General features: G+C 37.5%; 33 protein-coding genes and 2 pseudogenes. 26 read left to right on the top strand and 9 right to left on the bottom strand.

The genetic code is table 11. From position 1 onward, the window contains the following. The first annotated feature begins 2 nt into the window (after positions 1–2). The 5 genes from nrdF (at position 3) to MOF34_RS16910 (ending at position 2,576) form a co-directional block, all read left to right on the top strand. Positions 3–890: a class 1b ribonucleoside-diphosphate reductase subunit beta gene (gene nrdF / locus MOF34_RS16890; protein WP_268400991.1), complete on the top strand. Its 888-nt coding sequence runs from the start codon at positions 3–5 to the stop codon at positions 888–890. Then, on the top strand, positions 887–1,129 hold the full coding sequence (locus MOF34_RS16895; RefSeq protein ID WP_268400993.1) for a thioredoxin family protein: 243 nt from the start codon (positions 887–889) through the stop codon (positions 1,127–1,129). Before nrdF ends, MOF34_RS16895 begins: the two co-directional genes overlap by 4 nt. Positions 1,130–1,169: 40 nt before the next feature. Further along, positions 1,170–1,532: a hypothetical protein gene (locus MOF34_RS16900; RefSeq protein ID WP_268400995.1), complete on the top strand. Its 363-nt coding sequence runs from the start codon at positions 1,170–1,172 to the stop codon at positions 1,530–1,532. Between the two features lie 72 nt (positions 1,533–1,604). Beyond that, a complete protein-coding gene (dutA, locus tag MOF34_RS16905; protein WP_268400998.1) occupies positions 1,605–2,033 on the top strand; it encodes a dUTP diphosphatase DutA in 429 nt (142 codons plus the stop codon). A gap of 93 nt (positions 2,034–2,126) precedes the next feature. Further along, the gene (locus tag MOF34_RS16910; RefSeq protein ID WP_268401000.1) at positions 2,127–2,576 is read left to right on the top strand and encodes an AraC family transcriptional regulator; all 450 of its coding nucleotides are present in this window, start codon (positions 2,127–2,129) and stop codon (positions 2,574–2,576) included. Between the two features lie 39 nt (positions 2,577–2,615). Here the strand turns inward: MOF34_RS16910 and MOF34_RS16915 are convergent, their stop codons facing one another. Continuing rightward, a complete protein-coding gene (locus MOF34_RS16915) occupies positions 2,616–2,861 on the bottom strand; it encodes a hypothetical protein (protein ID WP_268401002.1) in 246 nt (81 codons plus the stop codon). 154 nt (positions 2,862–3,015) lie between these two features. Between MOF34_RS16915 and MOF34_RS16920 the strand changes: the two genes are divergently transcribed. The 4 genes from MOF34_RS16920 (at position 3,016) to MOF34_RS16935 (ending at position 4,146) form a co-directional block, all read left to right on the top strand. Next, positions 3,016–3,171: a hypothetical protein gene (locus MOF34_RS16920; protein ID WP_061188102.1), complete on the top strand. Its 156-nt coding sequence runs from the start codon at positions 3,016–3,018 to the stop codon at positions 3,169–3,171. Between the two features lie 17 nt (positions 3,172–3,188). After that, positions 3,189–3,479, top strand: coding sequence for a hypothetical protein (locus MOF34_RS16925; protein ID WP_061188103.1), 291 nt, complete (start codon positions 3,189–3,191; stop codon positions 3,477–3,479). Then, positions 3,476–3,691 (top strand): hypothetical protein, encoded by a 216-nt coding sequence (locus tag MOF34_RS16930; protein ID WP_268401005.1) that lies wholly within the window; start codon positions 3,476–3,478, stop codon positions 3,689–3,691. Before MOF34_RS16925 ends, MOF34_RS16930 begins: the two co-directional genes overlap by 4 nt. 113 nt (positions 3,692–3,804) lie before the next feature. Further along, positions 3,805–4,146 (top strand): hypothetical protein, encoded by a 342-nt coding sequence (locus tag MOF34_RS16935; protein WP_061188105.1) that lies wholly within the window; start codon positions 3,805–3,807, stop codon positions 4,144–4,146. A gap of 8 nt (positions 4,147–4,154) precedes the next feature. Here MOF34_RS16935 and MOF34_RS16940 read toward each other — a convergent pair whose 3' ends face one another. Then, complete coding sequence (locus MOF34_RS16940; protein WP_061188106.1) at positions 4,155–4,760, bottom strand: DUF1643 domain-containing protein; 606 nt, start codon at positions 4,758–4,760, stop codon at positions 4,155–4,157. Positions 4,761–4,835: 75 nt separating this feature from the next. Between MOF34_RS16940 and MOF34_RS16945 the strand changes: the two genes are divergently transcribed. After that, a complete protein-coding gene (locus tag MOF34_RS16945) occupies positions 4,836–5,675 on the top strand; it encodes a thymidylate synthase (protein WP_061188107.1) in 840 nt (279 codons plus the stop codon). A 327-nt stretch (positions 5,676–6,002) separates the two neighbouring features. After that, a complete protein-coding gene (locus tag MOF34_RS16950; RefSeq protein WP_268401008.1) occupies positions 6,003–6,356 on the top strand; it encodes a hypothetical protein in 354 nt (117 codons plus the stop codon). 148 nt (positions 6,357–6,504) lie between these two features. Here the strand turns inward: MOF34_RS16950 and MOF34_RS16955 are convergent, their stop codons facing one another. From MOF34_RS16955 to sspC, 3 genes are all read right to left on the bottom strand, one after another. Further along, positions 6,505–6,699, bottom strand: a complete 195-nt coding sequence (locus MOF34_RS16955; protein ID WP_268401009.1) for a hypothetical protein — start codon at positions 6,697–6,699, stop codon at positions 6,505–6,507. A gap of 223 nt (positions 6,700–6,922) precedes the next feature. Continuing rightward, positions 6,923–7,183 (bottom strand): DUF7662 domain-containing protein, encoded by a 261-nt coding sequence (locus tag MOF34_RS16960; RefSeq protein ID WP_268401011.1) that lies wholly within the window; start codon positions 7,181–7,183, stop codon positions 6,923–6,925. A gap of 160 nt (positions 7,184–7,343) precedes the next feature. Then, entirely contained in the window at positions 7,344–7,562 is a 219-nt protein-coding gene (gene sspC / locus MOF34_RS16965; RefSeq protein ID WP_268401013.1) for an acid-soluble spore protein SspC, read from the bottom strand. 119 nt (positions 7,563–7,681) lie between these two features. Between sspC and MOF34_RS16970 the strand changes: the two genes are divergently transcribed. From MOF34_RS16970 to MOF34_RS16985, 4 genes are all read left to right on the top strand, one after another. Continuing rightward, complete coding sequence (locus MOF34_RS16970; RefSeq protein WP_268401015.1) at positions 7,682–8,509, top strand: metallophosphoesterase; 828 nt, start codon at positions 7,682–7,684, stop codon at positions 8,507–8,509. 39 nt (positions 8,510–8,548) lie between these two features. Then, positions 8,549–8,686 carry a hypothetical protein gene (locus tag MOF34_RS16975; RefSeq protein WP_268401017.1) on the top strand — a complete coding sequence of 46 codons (138 nt, stop codon included), beginning with the start codon at positions 8,549–8,551 and terminating at the stop codon, positions 8,684–8,686. A 220-nt stretch (positions 8,687–8,906) separates the two neighbouring features. Beyond that, the gene (locus tag MOF34_RS16980; RefSeq protein ID WP_268401019.1) at positions 8,907–9,281 is read left to right on the top strand and encodes a helix-turn-helix domain-containing protein; all 375 of its coding nucleotides are present in this window, start codon (positions 8,907–8,909) and stop codon (positions 9,279–9,281) included. A 117-nt stretch (positions 9,282–9,398) separates the two neighbouring features. Beyond that, positions 9,399–9,584 carry a hypothetical protein gene (locus MOF34_RS16985; protein ID WP_268401083.1) on the top strand — a complete coding sequence of 62 codons (186 nt, stop codon included), beginning with the start codon at positions 9,399–9,401 and terminating at the stop codon, positions 9,582–9,584. 1 nt (position 9,585) lies between these two features. On the opposite strand, the gene MOF34_RS16990 is transcribed toward MOF34_RS16985, so the two are convergent. Next, complete coding sequence (locus tag MOF34_RS16990; RefSeq protein WP_268401021.1) at positions 9,586–9,828, bottom strand: helix-turn-helix domain-containing protein; 243 nt, start codon at positions 9,826–9,828, stop codon at positions 9,586–9,588. Between the two features lie 74 nt (positions 9,829–9,902). Here MOF34_RS16990 and MOF34_RS16995 point away from each other — a divergent pair, with 74 nt between their 5' ends. Then, complete coding sequence (locus MOF34_RS16995; protein WP_268401023.1) at positions 9,903–10,493, top strand: hypothetical protein; 591 nt, start codon at positions 9,903–9,905, stop codon at positions 10,491–10,493. Then, positions 10,494–10,664 (top strand): hypothetical protein, encoded by a 171-nt coding sequence (locus tag MOF34_RS17000; protein WP_268401025.1) that lies wholly within the window; start codon positions 10,494–10,496, stop codon positions 10,662–10,664. It begins immediately after the preceding gene. Here MOF34_RS17000 and MOF34_RS17005 read toward each other — a convergent pair. Next, positions 10,656–11,123 (bottom strand): SDR family NAD(P)-dependent oxidoreductase, encoded by a 468-nt coding sequence (locus MOF34_RS17005; RefSeq protein ID WP_268401027.1) that lies wholly within the window; start codon positions 11,121–11,123, stop codon positions 10,656–10,658. The two genes, MOF34_RS17000 and MOF34_RS17005, sit on opposite strands and share 9 nt — an antisense overlap. 446 nt (positions 11,124–11,569) lie before the next feature. On the opposite strand from MOF34_RS17005, the pseudogene MOF34_RS17010 reads away from it, so the two are divergent. Continuing rightward, positions 11,570–12,000: pseudogene (locus MOF34_RS17010) on the top strand (phytase); the annotation flags it as partial. Between the two features lie 30 nt (positions 12,001–12,030). On the opposite strand, the gene MOF34_RS17015 reads toward MOF34_RS17010, so the two are convergent. Then, a complete protein-coding gene (locus MOF34_RS17015; protein ID WP_268401029.1) occupies positions 12,031–12,984 on the bottom strand; it encodes a CgeB family protein in 954 nt (317 codons plus the stop codon). Positions 12,985–12,990: 6 nt separating this feature from the next. Continuing rightward, entirely contained in the window at positions 12,991–13,368 is a 378-nt protein-coding gene (locus MOF34_RS17020) for a protein CgeA (protein WP_268401031.1), read from the bottom strand. A 187-nt stretch (positions 13,369–13,555) separates the two neighbouring features. Between MOF34_RS17020 and cgeC the strand changes: the two genes are divergently transcribed. From cgeC to MOF34_RS17060, 8 genes and pseudogenes are all read left to right on the top strand, one after another. After that, on the top strand, positions 13,556–13,861 hold the full coding sequence (gene cgeC / locus MOF34_RS17025) for a spore maturation protein CgeC (protein ID WP_268401033.1): 306 nt from the start codon (positions 13,556–13,558) through the stop codon (positions 13,859–13,861). Between the two features lie 64 nt (positions 13,862–13,925). Next, on the top strand, positions 13,926–15,206 hold the full coding sequence (locus tag MOF34_RS17030; protein ID WP_268401035.1) for a glycosyltransferase family 2 protein: 1,281 nt from the start codon (positions 13,926–13,928) through the stop codon (positions 15,204–15,206). Between the two features lie 29 nt (positions 15,207–15,235). Continuing rightward, a complete protein-coding gene (locus MOF34_RS17035) occupies positions 15,236–16,015 on the top strand; it encodes a GNAT family N-acetyltransferase (RefSeq protein WP_268401037.1) in 780 nt (259 codons plus the stop codon). Between the two features lie 43 nt (positions 16,016–16,058). After that, positions 16,059–16,208 (top strand): YjcZ family sporulation protein, encoded by a 150-nt coding sequence (locus MOF34_RS21055; RefSeq protein WP_395940369.1) that lies wholly within the window; start codon positions 16,059–16,061, stop codon positions 16,206–16,208. A gap of 9 nt (positions 16,209–16,217) precedes the next feature. Further along, positions 16,218–16,355: pseudogene (locus MOF34_RS17045) on the top strand (hypothetical protein); the annotation flags it as partial. Next, the gene (locus MOF34_RS17050) at positions 16,336–17,670 is read left to right on the top strand and encodes an aspartate aminotransferase family protein (RefSeq protein ID WP_019714681.1); all 1,335 of its coding nucleotides are present in this window, start codon (positions 16,336–16,338) and stop codon (positions 17,668–17,670) included. The pseudogene MOF34_RS17045 and the gene MOF34_RS17050, both read left to right, overlap by 20 nt. A gap of 6 nt (positions 17,671–17,676) precedes the next feature. Beyond that, on the top strand, positions 17,677–18,366 hold the full coding sequence (locus MOF34_RS17055) for a CoA transferase subunit A (RefSeq protein WP_019714680.1): 690 nt from the start codon (positions 17,677–17,679) through the stop codon (positions 18,364–18,366). Beyond that, positions 18,351–19,004: a 3-oxoacid CoA-transferase subunit B gene (locus tag MOF34_RS17060; RefSeq protein ID WP_019714679.1), complete on the top strand. Its 654-nt coding sequence runs from the start codon at positions 18,351–18,353 to the stop codon at positions 19,002–19,004. Before MOF34_RS17055 ends, MOF34_RS17060 begins: the two co-directional genes overlap by 16 nt.

Below are 19,004 nucleotides of genomic sequence, written 5' to 3' on the forward strand. Positions count from 1 at the left end.
AGATTGCTTTAAACGGCGATCTTCTCACATGGAAGTACCTCGGAAAAAATGAGCAGGATACTTATATGAAGGTACTGGCCGGACTTACGCTTCTTGATACAGAACAGGGGAATACGGGGATGCCGATCGTGGCTGAACACGTAGATGGCCACCAGCGGAAAGCGGTGCTGAACTTTATGGCGATGATGGAGAACGCTGTCCATGCGAAGTCGTACAGCAACATCTTTCTTACATTAGCTCCAACCGAGCAGATCAATGAAGTCTTCGAATGGGTGAAAAACAATAAATTTTTGCAAAAGAAAGCGGGAATAATTGTTTCAATCTATAAGTCAATTCACAAAAACGATGACATTTCATTATTCAAAGGAATGGTTGCTTCTGTGTTCCTAGAGAGTTTTCTTTTTTACTCAGGGTTTTATTATCCACTTTACTTTTACGGACAAGGAAAACTGATGCAAAGCGGTGAAATCATTAACCTTATTATCCGTGATGAGGCGATACACGGCGTATATGTCGGATTGTTAGCTCAGGAGATTTATAAGAAGCAAACACCACAGAAGCAAAAGGAATTACACGAATGGGCTTTAAACTTACTGCAGGAGCTTTACGAAAATGAATTGGAGTATACAGAAGATGTTTATGATCAGGTTGGATTAGCTCCAGATGTAAAGAAATTCATCAGATACAACGCAAATAAAGCTTTAAACAATCTGGGCTTTGATCATTGGTTTGAAGAAGAGGATGTTAATCCAATTGTTATCAATGGTTTGAGCACTAAAACAAAGTCCCATGACTTCTTTTCAACTAAAGGGAATGGATACAAAAAAGCAACAGTGGAGCCATTAAAGGATTCAGATTTTATTTTTAACGAGAGAGGATGTATTCGATGAGAGTAATTAAATTAGAGCAGCCTAATTGCAATCCATGTAAAATGGTGTCCAATTACTTAGAACAAGCAAATATTCAATTTGAGACAGTTGACGTTACACAGGAACCAGAAGTGGCAGCTAGATTTGGTGTTATGGGAGTACCGGTAACCATTTTGTTGAGTGATCAAGGAGAGGAAGTAAACCGAAGTATTGGTTTTAAGCCTGATGAACTTGATGAGTTACTAAAGGAATTACGATAAAAGGGTAATTTTAAACAAATTTAATTAGAAGGAGCTATTTATGTATTTCATTGAGACTCAGGAAGGATTAATTGGTAAAGAAGTTGCTTATGTTTGGGCAAATCAGTTTTGTGAGCAAACAACAATTATTACTAAAGATGGGGGCGTGTTTATGGCTTGTCAACAAACTGACTGGGATGATACCTATGAGACAAGAATTTTATACGCACATGAAGCAAAGAAGATCTTACACCCACTGAAAAGAGAATTACATGATAAAGGTGTGATCGATGAAACAGAGTGGGAAGAGTATGAGAATGAGCTAAAAAAGAAGCAAGATGCTGAAAGAGAAAGGTATCTCAAAGAGAAAGAAGAAAGTGATCGTAAACTATATGAAGAGTTAAGGGCAAAGTTCGAACATTAATGAGTTGTTTGTTTAACTGAAGAAGACAAAAAAGAACGTACATACATTAAAAATAAAAGGAGCTAATACATAATGCAAATTAAAATCAAGTATCTAGATGAAACCCAAACAAGAATCAGCAAAATTGAGCAAGGTGATTGGATTGATCTTCGTGCCGCTGAAGATGTAGTGATCAAAAAAGATGAATTTAAGCTTGTCCCATTAGGTGTGGCTATGGAACTGCCTGAAGGTTACGAAGCACATGTCGTTCCTCGTTCAAGTACATATAAGAACTTTGGTGTTATTCAAACAAACTCAATGGGTGTTATCGATGAGTCTTATAAGGGTGACAACGATTTTTGGTTCTTTCCTACTTATGCGTTACGTGACACAGAGATTAAGAAAGGGGATCGGATCTGCCAGTTCAGAATTATGAAGAAGATGGTGGCAGTTGACTTGATCGAGGTAGACCATCTAGGCAACGATGACCGAGGTGGGCACGGATCAACAGGAACGAAGTAATTGGATTATGTATCAGAAGTATAAATTAATTTAAAAGTTTTCTTGAAAAACATTTTTAATCATATTACCTTTTCTAGGAAAGGGGATTAAAATATGAAAATAACTATTGAAGAATTACCTGAATCAAGGATTGCTTATTTCCGAAATGTTGGAGAGTATGGTGGCAAGAAAAATAAAGAACTAATGGAATCTTTTAAAAAGTGGGCACAGTTGAATGGTGTATTTCATAACTCTATAATTTTAGGGATTCCACAAGATAATCCAAGTATTACTCCTAAAGAGGAATGCCGTTACGATGTTTGCATTGTAATAAATCAAGATTTTAATGTGCCACAACCAGCTAAAGTTGGCAAGTTATCTGGAGGGAAATACGCTGTTTTCTTGCTTGACCATACAAAAGAGGCAGTCAGTGAATTTTGGAATATTATCTTTTCTGAAATAGAGAAAAATAGTCTAACTATAAGGGAAGATCCAATCATAGAGAGATATACTTCACAAATGATTGATAATCACTTATGTGAATTATTAGTTCCAATACAATAAAGAAGGTGGGAAATTTCCCACCTCCTATATATGTATAAGTTAAATGCTCTGAATTAACTCGTTTATTTTATCAAGATTAGTAGTTATGTTGCATATTGCAATTAAGAAGTATAGAGTACCTTGGTATCGTTCTTTTTTAACAAAACAGTTAACTCCAAAACCAATTAAGAATGCAATTATGATTAGCTGAACGAACACAAATAATTGTGAGTTAGAACTGAAGAAAGAATAAACTAATAATAACAATAGAATCAATAAACTAATGATTTTGAATATTTTTCGCAAATTAACACTCCTTTAAATACATTACTTTAAATTTATCATAAAAGAATTTTGTTGGAAATATTTCCGAATAAAAGAATACTTTTATCTAAAATCAATAAGGAGGAAAGAGATAATTAACAACAAAGAAAGAACTTTACAAGCAAAACATGATGACATGCTTTATAGGAACGGTCTTTGCTTTGGATTTCTTCAGTTGCAAGGACTCGAAGATGAATTCATTGAACATATGAGACAAGTTGCTGAGTACGAGAAAGACCTGAGATACAAAAGTGCAGCGTCTAATTTCTTGAAGATGATCGACCATAATTAAAATAGGTGGGTGATTAATTGTTTAAGGATAAAAATAAAATAATAAAGAGTATTGAAAAGATCAACAAACTTGAAGAAGGGTTGTCGCTATTTGAAGAAGGTGACGAAGAATATTTAAGTGTATTAGTGAAAATTCAGGGGCTATATGATGAAATCTCAGATACTGCTTTAGAGTGTTTTAAAGAGATGACTACAAAAATCAGGAAAACTGGTCAGAAACGAATTGAAAAGGGGATAGATCAGTTGCCACATACAATTAAAGAAAGCATTGCTGATCAAATGAATGATTTAAAGGGGATTATTGAATGAAAGTAAAAATTAATGGTGTTGAATTTGAGGGTACGCCCGAAGAAATAAATGAATTGATCAATTTACATGGATATAAAAATATGCTGGAAGATGATTTATTAATGAGGAACTTTGGCCAGCTTAGCCGAGTGAATAGATCAAGACCGACTAATTTATTTAAAGTAGGGGATTATGATTTCCATGACTCGCCTAAATGCTTAATCAGCACTTGATTAAAGTAGTAAAAAATCAAACTCAAATATAAAATAAGGAGATGTTCTTCATAGCTTATGTAACTCTATTTCTAGCAGCTTATCTAATAGCATTAAACATTAATGAGGTCAGATTGATTGTTCGAGGAGAAAGCAATGCGTATAGAAAAGTAAAGAATGTGCTCGATAATTCAACGTTAGAAAATGTGAAACGAAATAAGAATTTGATTTATCTGTTTACTTTACTCAAGGGAATATCTTTCATTGTCCCTCTGGCTTATATTGGATTAGTTACGCACGATAACATCCTAATGCTTGCGTGGACAGCAGTTTCACTTATATACACAGTCCTAAGCATGTTTAAGGTTTTAGACGTGTTGGAGGGCGAAACAGTAAGCCATAGTAGGTATATTTATTTGGCTTATGTCTTTGGGAACCTTATCTTTGCTTTGAGTATTATTTTTCATTTAATGTGAAATTGAGTTTAGCTGCACTCATTATACGGCTCAAGCCCTTTTAGCATAGGTCTTGAAGGATGTCTTGGAGAGTTTTTCACAGTTAGAAGCTTGTCAAAATGAGTTTTTATTACATAAACCTGAGTCTGATTCGCTTCTTTAAGCAACAACATAAAGTCATTACATTGTTTTTTATGGAATTGCTTATCAAATAAATCAGGGCAATCTCCCCAAGCCAAGACGACTTTTTTTGAGTTTCTTACAAGGGAGCTCAATACCTGCCGATTAGTTGCCATTACTGTATCAAATAAATTTGTATTTTCGTCTTGTAAGTTTTTAATTAGAGAAGATAACATTGTGGAATTGGTTTCATAAAAAGGATACAGATTGGCAATATGTATTGTACCTACTTCGTTAAGGGTGTGGCTGAATTTACAAAGCTTGTTTATGGTTAGGTCAGAAACATCCCTACCTGCTATACTTGGATTTAACATTATATAAACAAAAGAGGAGTCTAAAGAGTTGTTTAACTTTATCGATAAACAGTACCTAGCTTCGATGGAATCTGTTAATCTTTCAGTTTTACACTCAATAACTTTGCTAACAAACTCCGGCTTATACTTATAAACAGGCATAACTGACCATCCCTTTCCAATTTATAACTAAGAATATCTTACCAAAGTGTGTAAATGAAAGGAAGTTAATTTTAAATGACTCAATTCGATAAACAATACAACTCAATCATAAATGACATTATAAATAAAGGAATCTCAGACGAAGAATTTCAAGTAAGAACAAAGTGGGATTCAGATGGAACACCGGCTCATACACTGAGCGTGATTAGTAAGCAAATGAGATTCGACAACTCAGAGGTTCCGATTTTAACAACAAAAAAGGTTGCCTGGAAAACAGCGATTAAAGAGTTGCTTTGGATATGGCAAATGAAATCGAACGATGTTACTGAATTGAACAAAATGGGCGTACATATTTGGGATCAGTGGAAACAAGAAGATGGCAGCATCGGACATGCATATGGATTCCAGCTGGGCAAGAAAAACAGAAATCTAAATGGAGAAAAGGTAGATCAGGTTGATTATCTTCTGCATCAATTGAAGAACAACCCATCTTCACGGAGACACATTACAATGCTTTGGAATCCTGATGAATTAGACTCAATGGCCTTAACACCATGTGTATACGAGACGCAATGGTATGTTAAGCAAGGAAAACTCCACCTAGAGGTAAGAGCACGTAGCAATGATATGGCATTGGGAAATCCCTTCAATGTATTTCAGTACAATGTTTTGCAGCGCATGATTGCTCAAGTGACTGGTTATGAGCTTGGTGAATATATCTTTAACATTGGTGATTGCCATATTTACACACGCCATATAGACAATTTGAAAATTCAAATGGAAAGAGAACAGTTTGAAGCACCTGAATTATGGATCAATCCTGAAGTAAAAGATTTTTATGACTTTACCATTGATGATTTCAAGTTAATCAACTATAAACATGGGGACAGGCTTTCATTTGAGGTAGCAGTTTAATGCTGCCTCTTTATTGTGCATTAAAAGTGAAACCTATAGGATAAGATTAGAGTGAATGGGAGGTGGTAATTATGGTCACAGAAGATGAGCAAATGAGCTGAGGAATTATGAAATTGGTGAAATATCGCCTCCAGCTTGCTTACGGAACAAAAGGTTAATAAAGCTAAACCAATAAATAAAGAATAAAAATAAAATAACTATAGACATACGTAATGAACAGGTGATAAGATAGAGACAAGTTAATCAACTTGTTCTTTTATATATTTAGAGTAAAAATAAAATTACTATAAAACTAATATTTTATTCAAACTTTAAGGAGGTGATTCATTGGAGGTAGGAGACAAAATACATAGCACAAACGAACAGATAAGAGCCTTGGAGGAAAAGAAATATCAAATTGAAACAACTTTACTTGAAAAACAAAGGGATCTTTTAAGACTTGAAACACAGCAAAATAAAGAGAAGCTTGAATTGTTTTTCGAGCTAAGCGAAGTCTTAACCCAATTGGAAGATGAAGAATGGGTAAGCTACACAATTGCTTTACGTATTATTAGAAGAAATAAAAGAAAGTACTTAGATCTTTTTAAACTTAATGATGACAAAGCATACATAAATAAGGATAAATTTAAATTTCTTCACGATAAATTCTTTGATCTGAAACAACAATTAAATGATATTTGAGGAGACGTCGGAGGTGAATTATATGTGTACATGCGAAGAGGAGAATGGCAAATGTCCTTATTGTGATGGAGCGCTGGATATTATCTAAATGAAATCTGTATTTTATTTAGATTAAGGCGCAAAAAAATGAAGAGGTCAAACCTCTTCATCAGGCAGTTTTCTTCTTAGGTTCCCAACTGCAGCCTAAAACTGAATTAATAATCCCAGCTGTTAAGAATCCCAAAAAAACACCTAAGTAATGATTTATATTCACACTAAACCATACACCAAGAGAAATAGCTGTGATTAGAATTTCAGAAATATTTTTAATAAACGGATGTGAATTGAAAAAATTTTTAAACATGTATAGCTCTCTTTCTGCTTTGATTTCTTAAATAGTGATTTTTTAAAACCAAAGAATGTAAATAAAAAAATTAGGAATCAAGCACAAGGACAGAAATTAAGGAAGGATATGATTATATTGACCAAACGCTTATTTTTCTTTGTTTTGTGCTTATTTTGCACAAGTTAATACACCTCATTTAGGTCCTTTTATCATAATTTAATCATACTTACCCATTAGAAAGTTATTCTTCCAGGTATTTAACAAAATTTACTTTCTTTTCATTTAATTTCGGGACTGCCCGGAAGCCTGCTTTCAACCAGGAATTAGCCTGAGTATGTTGTGAATTATTATTTACCCACCATTGATCTCGTTTTAAAGCTGTTGTAGGAAGTGTAAAACCAAGTATATCCTCCAAATCAGAAAAAGTCATGACAACACGATTGGTATCCTTTAACTTTAAAAATTTATACAGTGGCTCGTATTTACTACTTCTAGTATTCATTTTTCATCCTCCTAAAGCTTTATTTTTAGTTAATTATAAGACACTAGATGATATTTATATAGAAAATCATACCATTGAAAAATGTGGTAGAGCAAGTGGGAGGGTTAAATGTAATGGCAGGGTTTAGAAGAGGAGCATTAAAAGAGGGGAATACCCCTCCTTAATGAAATTGACTGCCCATGTTCTGTTGAGCTAAGCGAACTAAACGTTTAGTGATTTCTCCACCAACTGAACCGTTTGCACGAGAAGTAGTCTCAGCGCCTAATTGAACACCAAACTCAGAAGCTATTTCAAGTTTCATTTGTTCAATGGCTGAAGCTGCTTGAGGAATTAATAACTCATTATTGTTGTTTGATCTTGATCTGCTTTGTTGAGCCATCTTATTCATCTCCTAAAGTGTAATGAAAACATGCTTGTTTGAATCATATTATGGAGAGATTATTTTAATTAATACACGCCAACGAAATTAATTTTTTCATTAAGAAAGGTGGGCGAAAAATGAAAATTGATTATGTATCAGATCTTCATATTAATCATTGGATTCCCTGGAATGTAAATCAGATTAAGTGGGAGAAGCGGACAAGGGAAATCATAAATAGATTTATCTCAAACGGTAATGGAGAGGTATTAGTCATTGCCGGTGATTTTACTGAATGGAATCAACAAACATTATGGGTTTTAGATGAGGCAGCAAAGCATTACGAGAAAGTTTACTTTACATATGGTAATCATGATCTTTATTTACTTAGCAAGAATCAAAAAAGAAAGTATTCAGACTCAATTGGAAGGTTAAATGATCTAATCAAAAAGGCTGCCAACATAAAAAATGTAACTCCATTAATTAAGACAACGGGAACATATAAAGGTAAAGTCTTTGCAGGAGATGTAATGTGGTACCTTCCAAAAGGACTTGATGGATGGGATTTCTTTAAAGGAGTTTCTAATGACACAAATTACATTTGTATTAATGGTTACAACAAAGTAGATGGAGTAAGAGCGATGTGGAAAGAATCAATGGATTGGTATGAAACATTAAAAAACATCCAAGTTGATGTATTTGTGTCTCATGTTCCACCTGTTCACAATCCGTATTCACCGTTTGAGCCTAACACATGTTATATGGTTGATGTACCGTTCATTAACACAAAACATTGGATTTGTGGACATGATCATTTACAAGCTGAGTTTGATAAAGAGGGAGCGAGCTTTCATATGAATTGTATCGGATACCCGTATGACTATGATAATTATCCAAGTGTCAATGTGATACCAGGAAATGAAGTAGATTCATATAAAACATTTGAACTTAAAACATTTGAGATTTAAATTCAGTTAAAATTCTAATTTTATGTAGAGGTGATGTGTATGGATGAAATAATGATATTGAACATGGTAATAGAGCGCCTAAACAAAGCTAAAAAAATTGCCAATACTTATGATGAACAGTTTGGAATTGACATTGCAATAGACGAAGTTGAAGAAATGATTAATGAATTTAAATAAAATGTTGATTTTTTTTGAAGGTTTGCCTTTATATTATTTTTAGTTGGATGAATATGTACGAAAATAAGAAGGGATTACAAGCTGACTGGCTTAAATTTTATTAAACATTCTGCTAGTATATTATGTGAATATTGAAAAACAAATGGGAGTTTTAAAACCATGTTTTTAAGCAGATCACTTTAGAGTGGAATGATTATAAAATTTTTTGGAGTGAATTCTAATGAGTAAGACTGAAGAATTTAATTTAGCAGCTTATATAAAGCAGATAAGAATCAATCGGAATATAACACAGAGCAAACTTGCTGAGCTAGCGGATTTAACAGTATCATATATTTCTCAAATAGAAAGTGGCAAGAGGAAAAATCCCTCTCAAAAGACTTTAAAAAAAATAGCCGTGGCACTTTCAATACCAACTATAGATGTTGTGAAGGTATCAAATTTTATTTCGGATGCTAATTCTGATAACAACTTGAAAGTATTCGATGTTAGCGGATTAGAAAGTCAGGATATTCAACACATTGAGTCTCAAATTGAGCTGTTGAAAATAAAGAACAAATATAAAAAAATATGTACAGACGAACGGCAAGATATTTGAGTGAAAAAGATAATTGTTATGAGTTTTAAAGATCACTGGGTGTATTGAAATCTCAGGTATTCAAGACGCCCTCTTAAACTTTTAGCATAAAAATAAAATTAGTGAAGGATGAGCGGTATAGTCGAGGCTTATCATTCAATTCAAACATTATATAACAAAATGGATAGACAAATGAAAACAGTAAAGGAGGCCATTGATGAAAAAGATCTACAAAGAGCGCATCGTAACTTAATTAACTTAGCTGACAATAATGAGGAATTAATGCAGGAAATAAGGTGGGTCAAAAAGGGAACCATATTGTAAATTATTTGGTTAATTGTCTGCGCTCTTTAAAGTTCCATACATAAAGCTCTTCTATAGAGCAACCTATGGCATCAGCAAATGTCATTGCTGTTCCAATATTCATATTAGATTTAAAACCACGTACATAATCATTAATACGTTGTTTTGATAATCCAGTACGCTCAACAAGATCTTCAATTGAAACGCTATATTCATGCATGAGTTCATTGAGTCTTGAATCAACTGGTTTCCATTGTTTTTTCACTATGTACACCTCTTTCAGGAACGATTTTAGCACATACATATTTTACCTTCAATATAGATTAGGAGAGTGATTGATTGGGAGCAAACAATCAAGGAAAAGTTTTTGAAGCGAACATTGAAAAATCTGCAGCAGATCAGAAGCTGTTCTTTTACCGGATTAAAGACGTTAACCCAATGTTTTTGAAAAGGGGAGCATCGGTATCAAAAAACAAATATGACTGTTTCCTTCACTTTAATGGATACTTATTTCCTTTTGAGCTTAAATCAACAAAGGACAAGTCCATTTCCTTCAGCGAGAAGATCATAAAGCCGCAGCAGATTAAATATTTAAAGGAAGCAACACAATATCCAAACATAATCCCTGGCTTCCTGTTTCAATTTAGAGAGCCCGAGAACAAGGTTTATTTCGTACATATTGATGATTTCCTTACATATAAGAACATAGCTGAAAAACAGTTGGAACATAAATATAAGACTAAAGTTAACAAGTCCAGTATTCCGATTGCGATCTGTAAAGAGATCGGCACAGAAGTGCGTTGGATGAAAAAGAAAGTGAATTATACATATTATCTAAACAAACTTTGTGGGGAACTAATTAAGAAAGAACAGTCAAGAGACAAACCCTTACATACATATAATACTCCTGTGAAAACGGGGGTTAGATAAATGCCTTATGAAGAATATGAAGAACTGAAGAAGAAAACAATTAAGGTTATTCAAAGAAATAACTACTCAATAAGAATTATTGACCAAAAATTTGAGGATGATAACTTAGATCAGTTTTATAAAGAAGTCGCAAGATTACTATTTGAAAGGGCTCTGAAAAGTTCAGAATAGTCCTTTCTTTTTTATCAATTTGTAGTCAGTATCTTTAAAAACAGCTTTATCTGTACTGATATGAATAACCTGCTGAACTCGGTGTAAAAGGGCAGCCTCAACCACATTCTGTCCGCCGATGAGATTGGTCTGGATCGCTTCAAATGGATGGTCTTCACAGGTCGGAACCTGTTTCAGCGCAGCAGCGTGAAAGACGATGTCGACGTCTTCCATCACCTGATTCACCCTTCTATAATCGCGCACATCTCCGAGTATAAATAAAAGCCGCTTATCCTCCGCATATTTTTGGCTCATCATATACTGTTTACTGTCGTCTTTGCTGAATACAATCACCTGTTTCGGAGTAAGCAGCAAAAGGCGTTTGACAATTTGACTCCCGATTGAACCCGTCCCGCCAGTGACTAAAACTGTTTTGTTATGGAAAAATGGTTTTAGTTCTGCTGTTTGCTGTTTAGGCATGGCTTATCCTCCAACTCTCGTTTCTCTACCATGCATCATATGTTCAACTTTTTAATCGAGTTAATGAAAGCAACCAGTAAATCAAAATTTAGGGGAATGATTACGTCACAAAGTGTTCTTCATTTATAAAAAATGGAAAATAGACGCAACCAGAAATAAAAAAACTAAATGAATAATGTACTAAATATTCATTATAATTTATTTCGCGCCGTAAAAGGAAACCTGACAGAGTTATCACGTCCCTCGTACGTGCAGTAGTTTACGAATCAAAAACACTATAAAAAAGGTTCATTTCCTCACAGTTAAATACCTGTATATATTAAATTGCTGCTAAGCACTGGTGCGGGTTTATTGCTTAACCTGACAGCAATAAACCTGCCGATCATCATGTGAATGCGGAACATCATTTTAAAGTGACAGCGCAAATCGAGACAAATCCTGTCGCTTTAGGAAAGGGGCAGGTTGTCGACCGTGCGACAGGAGAACATTTGACAGCATATAGAAGGACTGACGATCTTTTATGCACCAAACGGCAAAGGGTACCTCATGGCCTCAAGTCACGGAAGTAACTGCTATGCAATGTATGAACGGCAGGGAAGCAATTGCTATGTAGCAAACTTTGACCATCACAGTTGGCGTAAAGATAGACGGTACTAGTGATACGGACGGTATTGATGTTCTCGGTTTCGGACTTGGCCCAAAATATCCTTTCGGGATTTTTGTGGCACAGGACGGCGAAACTATCAACAATGGACAAGCCGGCAATCAAAACTTCAAATCAGTGTCGTGGGAACAGTTTGCACAGCATCTTGGCGGGAGACTTGATCTTTATAAACAGGTGAATCTGAGGAAGCTGAAGGACCGTTCTGATGGCTAGAAAAAATCGTTCATAGAAATGAACGATTTTTTAAGAAAGCGCCAAATGAATCGCCTTTAGTTTTTCAGGAAGCTCATCATACGTATTTGCGGGTACGGTCTCTTTGTAATTGGATGCTGCTACTTTATGCCGTTCTTCAGGATGGTTGATATAGAAAGCGGCTTTTTCCTTAAAGTCGTTGATACTGTGATAAGAAATAAAGGATGAAAAAGGATGAGCCGCGGGTAAATCTGTTAATTGAAATGCTTCGCACGCAGCGATATCAAACGTTCGGTTATTGAAACTGGCATTTTTGATGGGGATATTATTTTTGTTGAAAGCAAAATGATAAGGCCGATGCGCATTGATCACAATGTCAGCCCCGTTATAATAATGAACGGCGTGTTCGGGTGGAATCCATGTGCTGACGACATCGATATGCGGCTGCTTGAGCACTTTTTTAGGCAGATACTTTCTCCATTCCTTTCCGATTACTCGAACCGTGAAAGGCAGATGTACCGCTTCTTTCATAAGCTGAACCCGATTAGGGTAAGGATAGCCAATGATAAGCAGATTTGAATGGAAGGATTGTTCGGTGTCCATTTTTTTAAACAGCCGATGATTAACTGGAATCGGAACATAATAGACGTGCTGGAAGCCAAGCTCCCGATAATAGAGAGCGGCATTTTGTTCTATCGTTAATATGGCGTCAGCATGTTTAATCACCTGAAGACTGATATCAATATAAAATGGGTCTTCGGTCAGCCAAACATACACGGGAATATCCTTACCCTTTAACCAGGTCAGCCAGTCGTGAGGAACGCGGTCTCCAACCATCATAAGTGCGAAGTCCGGCTGAAATGTTTCGATCTTCACCAGAGCCTCTGCTTCCAGAGTACCTGCTGACATATACTCTGTATGAGTACACCGAAAACATTCTTCAGCCCAGCGATCAAAATAACTGTATATTCCTCCGTATCCCGACTGGATATACAAGACTTTCATCAGATGTTATGAAAAGAACGTAACGCTTTCTACTTTGTTTACATCAATTAATGTTGTAGCTTGGCCCGCAGGAGTGACAGTGCTTTCTTGTGTTACAAAGACGATGCCTATTTCCTGATTGAAATTGATAAATATGGCAGGGCCGATCATGTCACCTGAATCAGTTACAATACTGATCCTAGTACCCGGTGCGATTCTCTCGAAAATCCATTCTGCTGGCGAATCAGGTGAAGTATTCGAATTCGTATTTAAATCAAGCGCGGTTCCCAAAATAGTGTTAAGTGAAATATCCAAGTTATCTCCTCCTAAAGTTGAATTTGTTAATAAAGGGTTTAAAAGGGCCCTGATTAACTCCCTTTTTAATTGCGTGTTTCCACTATTCATTAAAAACACCTCCTAATAATAGTGAACTCAAATTAATCATATTCTACTAACCGGTATTTGGTATGAGGCGAACGCCAAACTTTTTTTATATTTAAGAAAAGTGCTGATTTTTTTCAATGAACAGACATTATCTATACCGCAATTGACAGTTCAATCATACTGTGAAAAGTATAGGAGGGATTGTTGTTTGGAGTCTCAATATCAAGTAAACAAAGATGAAAATGGAAACGAATTGCAATTTATTCTACTTTTATTGATTTTGCTTATCTGTCACCCAGTTTCTGAAGAAAATGATTCTGATCTCAGACGTCAACTCATATTTGCGAAAGAGCTTAGTGTGCCGATTCCAAAAGTGAACCTAATAAATGGAGGTACGCTTCAAAATGTCATTGTAAAAGAAGTCCTGACAGACTTGGTGATTTTTCAAAATCCGTTAAATAACCTGAGGTCAAATGTTGCACTCTCGAGTATTGTAAGCTGGGGTGCTTTTTAATGAAGACAGAGGCTCTGCTTGCTGCGGAGCCGTTTTATATGTCAGACGTTAAGGGGATGTATAGATGGGAGAGAAAGTGTCCATTGTTTTAACGAGTTACAACAAACCCGCTTATCTGCAAAAGGCGATTGAAAGCGTCATGAATCAAACACATGACAATTGGGAGCTTTTTGTCATGGATGATCATTCTAATGAAGAAACAACTGCAGTAATTCACAAGTATCTTCATGACCCTCGCATTCGTTATGAAAACAGTTTCGTAAAACCTGAAGAACGAATAAAAACAACCCGCTACGCCACGCTAATTAACAGCGCGCTTCCATTTGCTAAGGGAGACTACATTTCCTATCTCACCGATGACACAGTTTATCATCCTGAGCGTTTGAACCGTATGGTGCAGACGTTTTTGCATAAGCCTGAGGCACTGGCTGTCTATTCAAGACAAAAAGTTATACATGTAAACGAAAGAGGAGAGGAAATTTCACATTTCTATAGGAATGCCGATGCAGTGTTAGATCAGGCTGCTTTCCAAGTCGATCATTGCTCAGTTATGCATCGTCGTTCGTTACTTGATCGTATACTTCATAAATATGGAAGCTACTGGGACGATGACATGAAGCATTGGAATCATGGTGACTCAATTTTTTGGACCAGAATCAACAACTTTGCGCCGTTTTTGCCGATAAATGAAGTATTAGATACAACCTATAAAACCCCCAATTCATTTCAAAATGCATATCAGTCTCTGCCCGCTGATTTGATTGACGGATCTTTTGTAAAAGGTTCAGATCAAAACGTGTATTTTATTGATCAGGGTCTGAGGCGTCCTGTCGGGGATAGGTGGGGTTCTTTGTATCTAAATCGGACTGTGACCGTTCCAGATCCGTATTTATTCCAATATAGAATCGGAAAAATGTTAAATATACCGAATTACATTTTAGTAAAGGAAGCTGGACATCCTGCAATATTTTATATCGAAGACGAAAAAAAAAGACGGATTATGGGTCAGTATGCTTTTCGGTTTTATCAATTTAAAAGAAAAGACATATTGACAATTGGAAAAGAAGAATTAGAGGCGCTGCCGGAAGGGCTGCCAATTACGCGGGAACGATCTAGTTTGATCGAAAATCCGCCTAATCGAAGGCTTTTTCTCATAGAACGCAAGTCGTTTTTGTTTCTACACGGCGTCTTACACCCAATTAGTGAACAAGTAGTAAGGAAATTTTTTTTGCATCAAAAGCCAATCTCCGCTTCTTTCCGAAATATCCATAAATTTTCAATTGGAAAGCCGTTTTATCCAGTGTACGATGAGATTATAAAGAAGTTGAATATTGCAATTGAGTAAAGGCATAGGTTCATAAAAAGGAGACGTTCATGACAGGACATTATTCAAAAACGGAACACCAATATATATTGTTAACGTCTGAATCGGCATTGTTTGATCATTACAGAATATATAGAGATCCAAAGCTTCCGCAAATTTTTTCTCATAACTTTGTACAGCTCCATGATACGTTTCCATTGGATCGGTTACTGGACTTTTTGCCCTCCGTACCAAAGCTACTTGCTGCGAATTATCTCCATTTAAAAGCGTCACCGCAGCATGTTTTTCCGCTTGGTTTGAAGCAATTGCTTGTCAAAAGCGGGTTTGTTGTCGAGGATGAGCTGTTGTACGACATGAAACTTAGTGATTGGAAAGGGCAGATGGGGCATCCGTTAACGGCATGGGGGACAGCAAAAAGTCTCAGTGATGGGTCTACTATCATGAAAATTTATGATTCCATTTATATTGGGGAAGCGATCGCAAAACAAAAATTAAAAAGAAAATATCCCTTTTATGAAGCGGGTACGATTATTCTTGTTGTTTGTTATAGCGAAGCTTCACAGAAGGTTCCCATTGGGTGTGGAGAGCTATTTATCCATCCGCAAGAAAAAACGGCTAAAATCGAAGAAGTTGCCATTTTGGATCAGTTTCAAAGGAAGGGCTATGGCAGTATCTTAGTGAAAGAAATGTTGTCCATCGCGAAATCGCTAGGAATGGAAGCAGCCTATTTAGTGGCCACAAGCACTGAGGGTGCAACCCATTTTTACGAAAAGCTGACGTTTAAAAAATATGAGCGGATGCACACTGTTTTTCATTATTTCCTTACATGAAATAGGCGTTTGCACAAACCATTTGGGACTTGGCCCGCATATTATGCCGTATATCGTGATAAGAAAGGATGAAAATAGCATGCATGGATACTCTGGATACGGTTACGGATCTGGCTGCGGGACAAATACGTTTGTATTGATTGTTGTCTTGTTTATTTTATTAATTATTGTCGGAGCTGCTTTTATTCACTAATGTTGAAATTCAAAAGAGCCTTCCCATCAGGAAGGCTCTTTTTTGTGTGAAAAGTTTTTGCGTGGAACGTCATGCCGCAATTTGGACACTCATATAATATGTCAAAAGGGTTTTTTGAGGTGGGAGCATGAGCAGTTATTTAATTAAGCCGGACCTTAGTTCGGCCTATCCGGTTGTCAGTTATGCGAAGGGTTCATATGTTTATGATCAGACCGGAAAAAGATATCTTGACGGCTCATCAGGTGCAGTGACATGTAATATCGGCCACGGGGTTCGTGATGTGACTGAGAAGCTGAAAGACCAGCTTGATCAAGTGTCTTTTGCTTATCGATCACAGTTTACAAGCGAGCCTGCCGAGCAATTAGCCGCCCTCTTGGCGCAAGAGCTTCCGGGAGATGTGAATTGGTCTTTTTTTGTCAACAGCGGATCAGAAGCGATAGAAACAGCTATGAAAATCGCCATTCAGTATTGGCAGGAAAAAAAGCAAACACAAAAATCCATCTTTTTGTCTCGATGGAGCAGTTACCACGGAATAACTTTGGGAGCGCTTTCATTATCTGGTTTTTATGAAAGGAGATACCGATTCACCCATCTCATTGAGCGATATCCTGTTATTTCAGCTCCTCATGTGTATCGGCGGAATCATGGGACGGAAGAAGACTTTGTTCAGACTGCCGCTGATGAACTGGAGACTGCGATCAAAAGAATCGGAAGCCAATTTATCGCCGGCTTTGTGGCTGAGCCTATTATTGGTGCAGCAGGAGCAGCGATTACTCCGCCTCCGGGATATTATGAGAGATTAAGTGAGGTATGCCGCACACACGAAGTGCTCTTTATTGCAGACGAAGTGATGACAGGGCTTGGAAGAACGGGAAGGATGCTCGCGACAGAGCATTGGCACACCGTTCCTGATATTGCTGTACTGGGAAAGGGTCTCGGTGCCGGGTATGCACCTATTGCCGCTGCCGTTGTATCTGATTCTATTATTCAAACGATAAAACAAGGCTCAGGTGTGATTATGAGCGGCCACACATATAGTGCACATCCCTATTCAGCCAAAGCCGCTCTTGAAGTTTTGCAGTATGTGGTAAAGCATGGCTTGATCAAGCAATCAGAGAAAAAGGGGGCTGTACTGAAAAAGAAGCTTGTTGAGACAGCGTCTCAAAGCGAGATTATTGGCGATGTGCGCGGAAAAGGACTGCTATTAGGAGTTGAATTTGTAGCAGACAAGAATACGAAACAAGTTTTTTCTCAAGAGAAGGCGGTTACTCAGCACATGATCAGCGAGGCGAAAAAACGCGGGCTGATTGTTTATCCTGCCAAAACGGGAATAGACAGCGGGGAAGGAGATGCTGTTATTATTGCTCCTCCATTTACCATTTCAGACGGTGAAATTGAAGAGCTCATTTCAAATTTTTCGGAAACAGTTGGAGCGGTCGAAAAAATACTGAAAAAGGATTGAAATCAAATGGCGCCATTTCAAAAAACAATCAGCATCGAAACAGCAATTGCAGATGTTCAGGACGGGGCGGTCCTGATGTTTGGCGGCTTTGGGGGAGTCGGGACGCCTCCTTCATTAATTGAAGCTATATTGGACAGCGGTGTAACGGATTTAACCGTCATCTGCAATGATGCCGGGTTCCCGGAAATAGGGGTCGGCCCGCTTATTGTCAATCAACGAGTCAAAACCCTGATCGCATCGCATATCGGTTCCAATCCTGTAGCCGGAAAACAGATGACAGACGGGACGTTAGAGGTTCAATTTTCACCCCAGGGAACGCTTGCGGAACGGATTCGTGCCGGCGGTTCGGGAATCGGTGGCATTTTGACCGACGTCGGCATTGATAATCAAATGGTTTGTGAGAAAAAAGACATCGTGTCTGTGGCTGGAAAGCGGTATTTGGTTGAAGAGGCGCTGACGGCTGATTTTGCTTTCGTCAATGCGCACATTGCTGATGAATTCGGCAACTTAACGTACGACAAAACAGCGCGCAATATGAATCCACTTATGGCAATGGCTGCCAGGAGAACCTTTGCCGAAGCTGAGCGGATCGTCCCGATAGGAGAGATTTCTGAAGAAATGATTGTCACACCGGGGGTTTTTGTCGAGGGGGTTGTGAGAAGCGAAGGAGTGAAGTGGAAATGGGCTTGGGAGTAGCAGAGAGAGAACAGATCGCAAAACGGGCCGCTTCTGAAATCAAGCCGGGTATGATTGTGAATCTCGGTATCGGCATCCCATCTTTAGTGCCGAACTTTTTGCCGCCTGACATGCAGGTCATGCTGCAGGCGGAAAACGGTGTGCTCGGCATTGGTGAAAGCCCTGAAAAGGGGGAAGAGGATGAATATTTATGCAACGCCGCGGGGTATCCTGTCCGCGCTGTAAAAGGGGCGTCATACTTTGATACAACGATGTCATTTGCGATGATCAGAAGAGGCAAAATTGACATAACAATTTTAGGCGCCCTGCAGGTGAGTCAGTCAGGCGATTTGGCAAATTGGCTTGTCCCGGGAAAAAAGGTGCCGGGCATGGGCGGTGCGATGGAACTGGCCCAAAAAGCGAAAAAAGTGGTTGTCGTCATGAGTCATACAGATCAAAAGGGAAGGCCTAAATTAACCGAAACATGCACGCTTCCATTAACCGCAGCAGGCTGTGTAGATATGATCATTACTGAAAAAGCCGTTCTTGAGGTCGATGGCCGTCATTTCATTTTAAAAGAGCTGATGAATGGTTCGACAATCGACGAGGTGACGAGGCTGACTGAAGCTGAAATCAAAATAGATATGCCTTTTTCTTAA

Source organism: Bacillus sp. T17B1 (genome assembly GCF_026796395.1).
GTDB classification, from domain to species: Bacteria; Bacillota; Bacilli; order Bacillales; family Bacillaceae; genus Bacillus; species Bacillus spizizenii_A.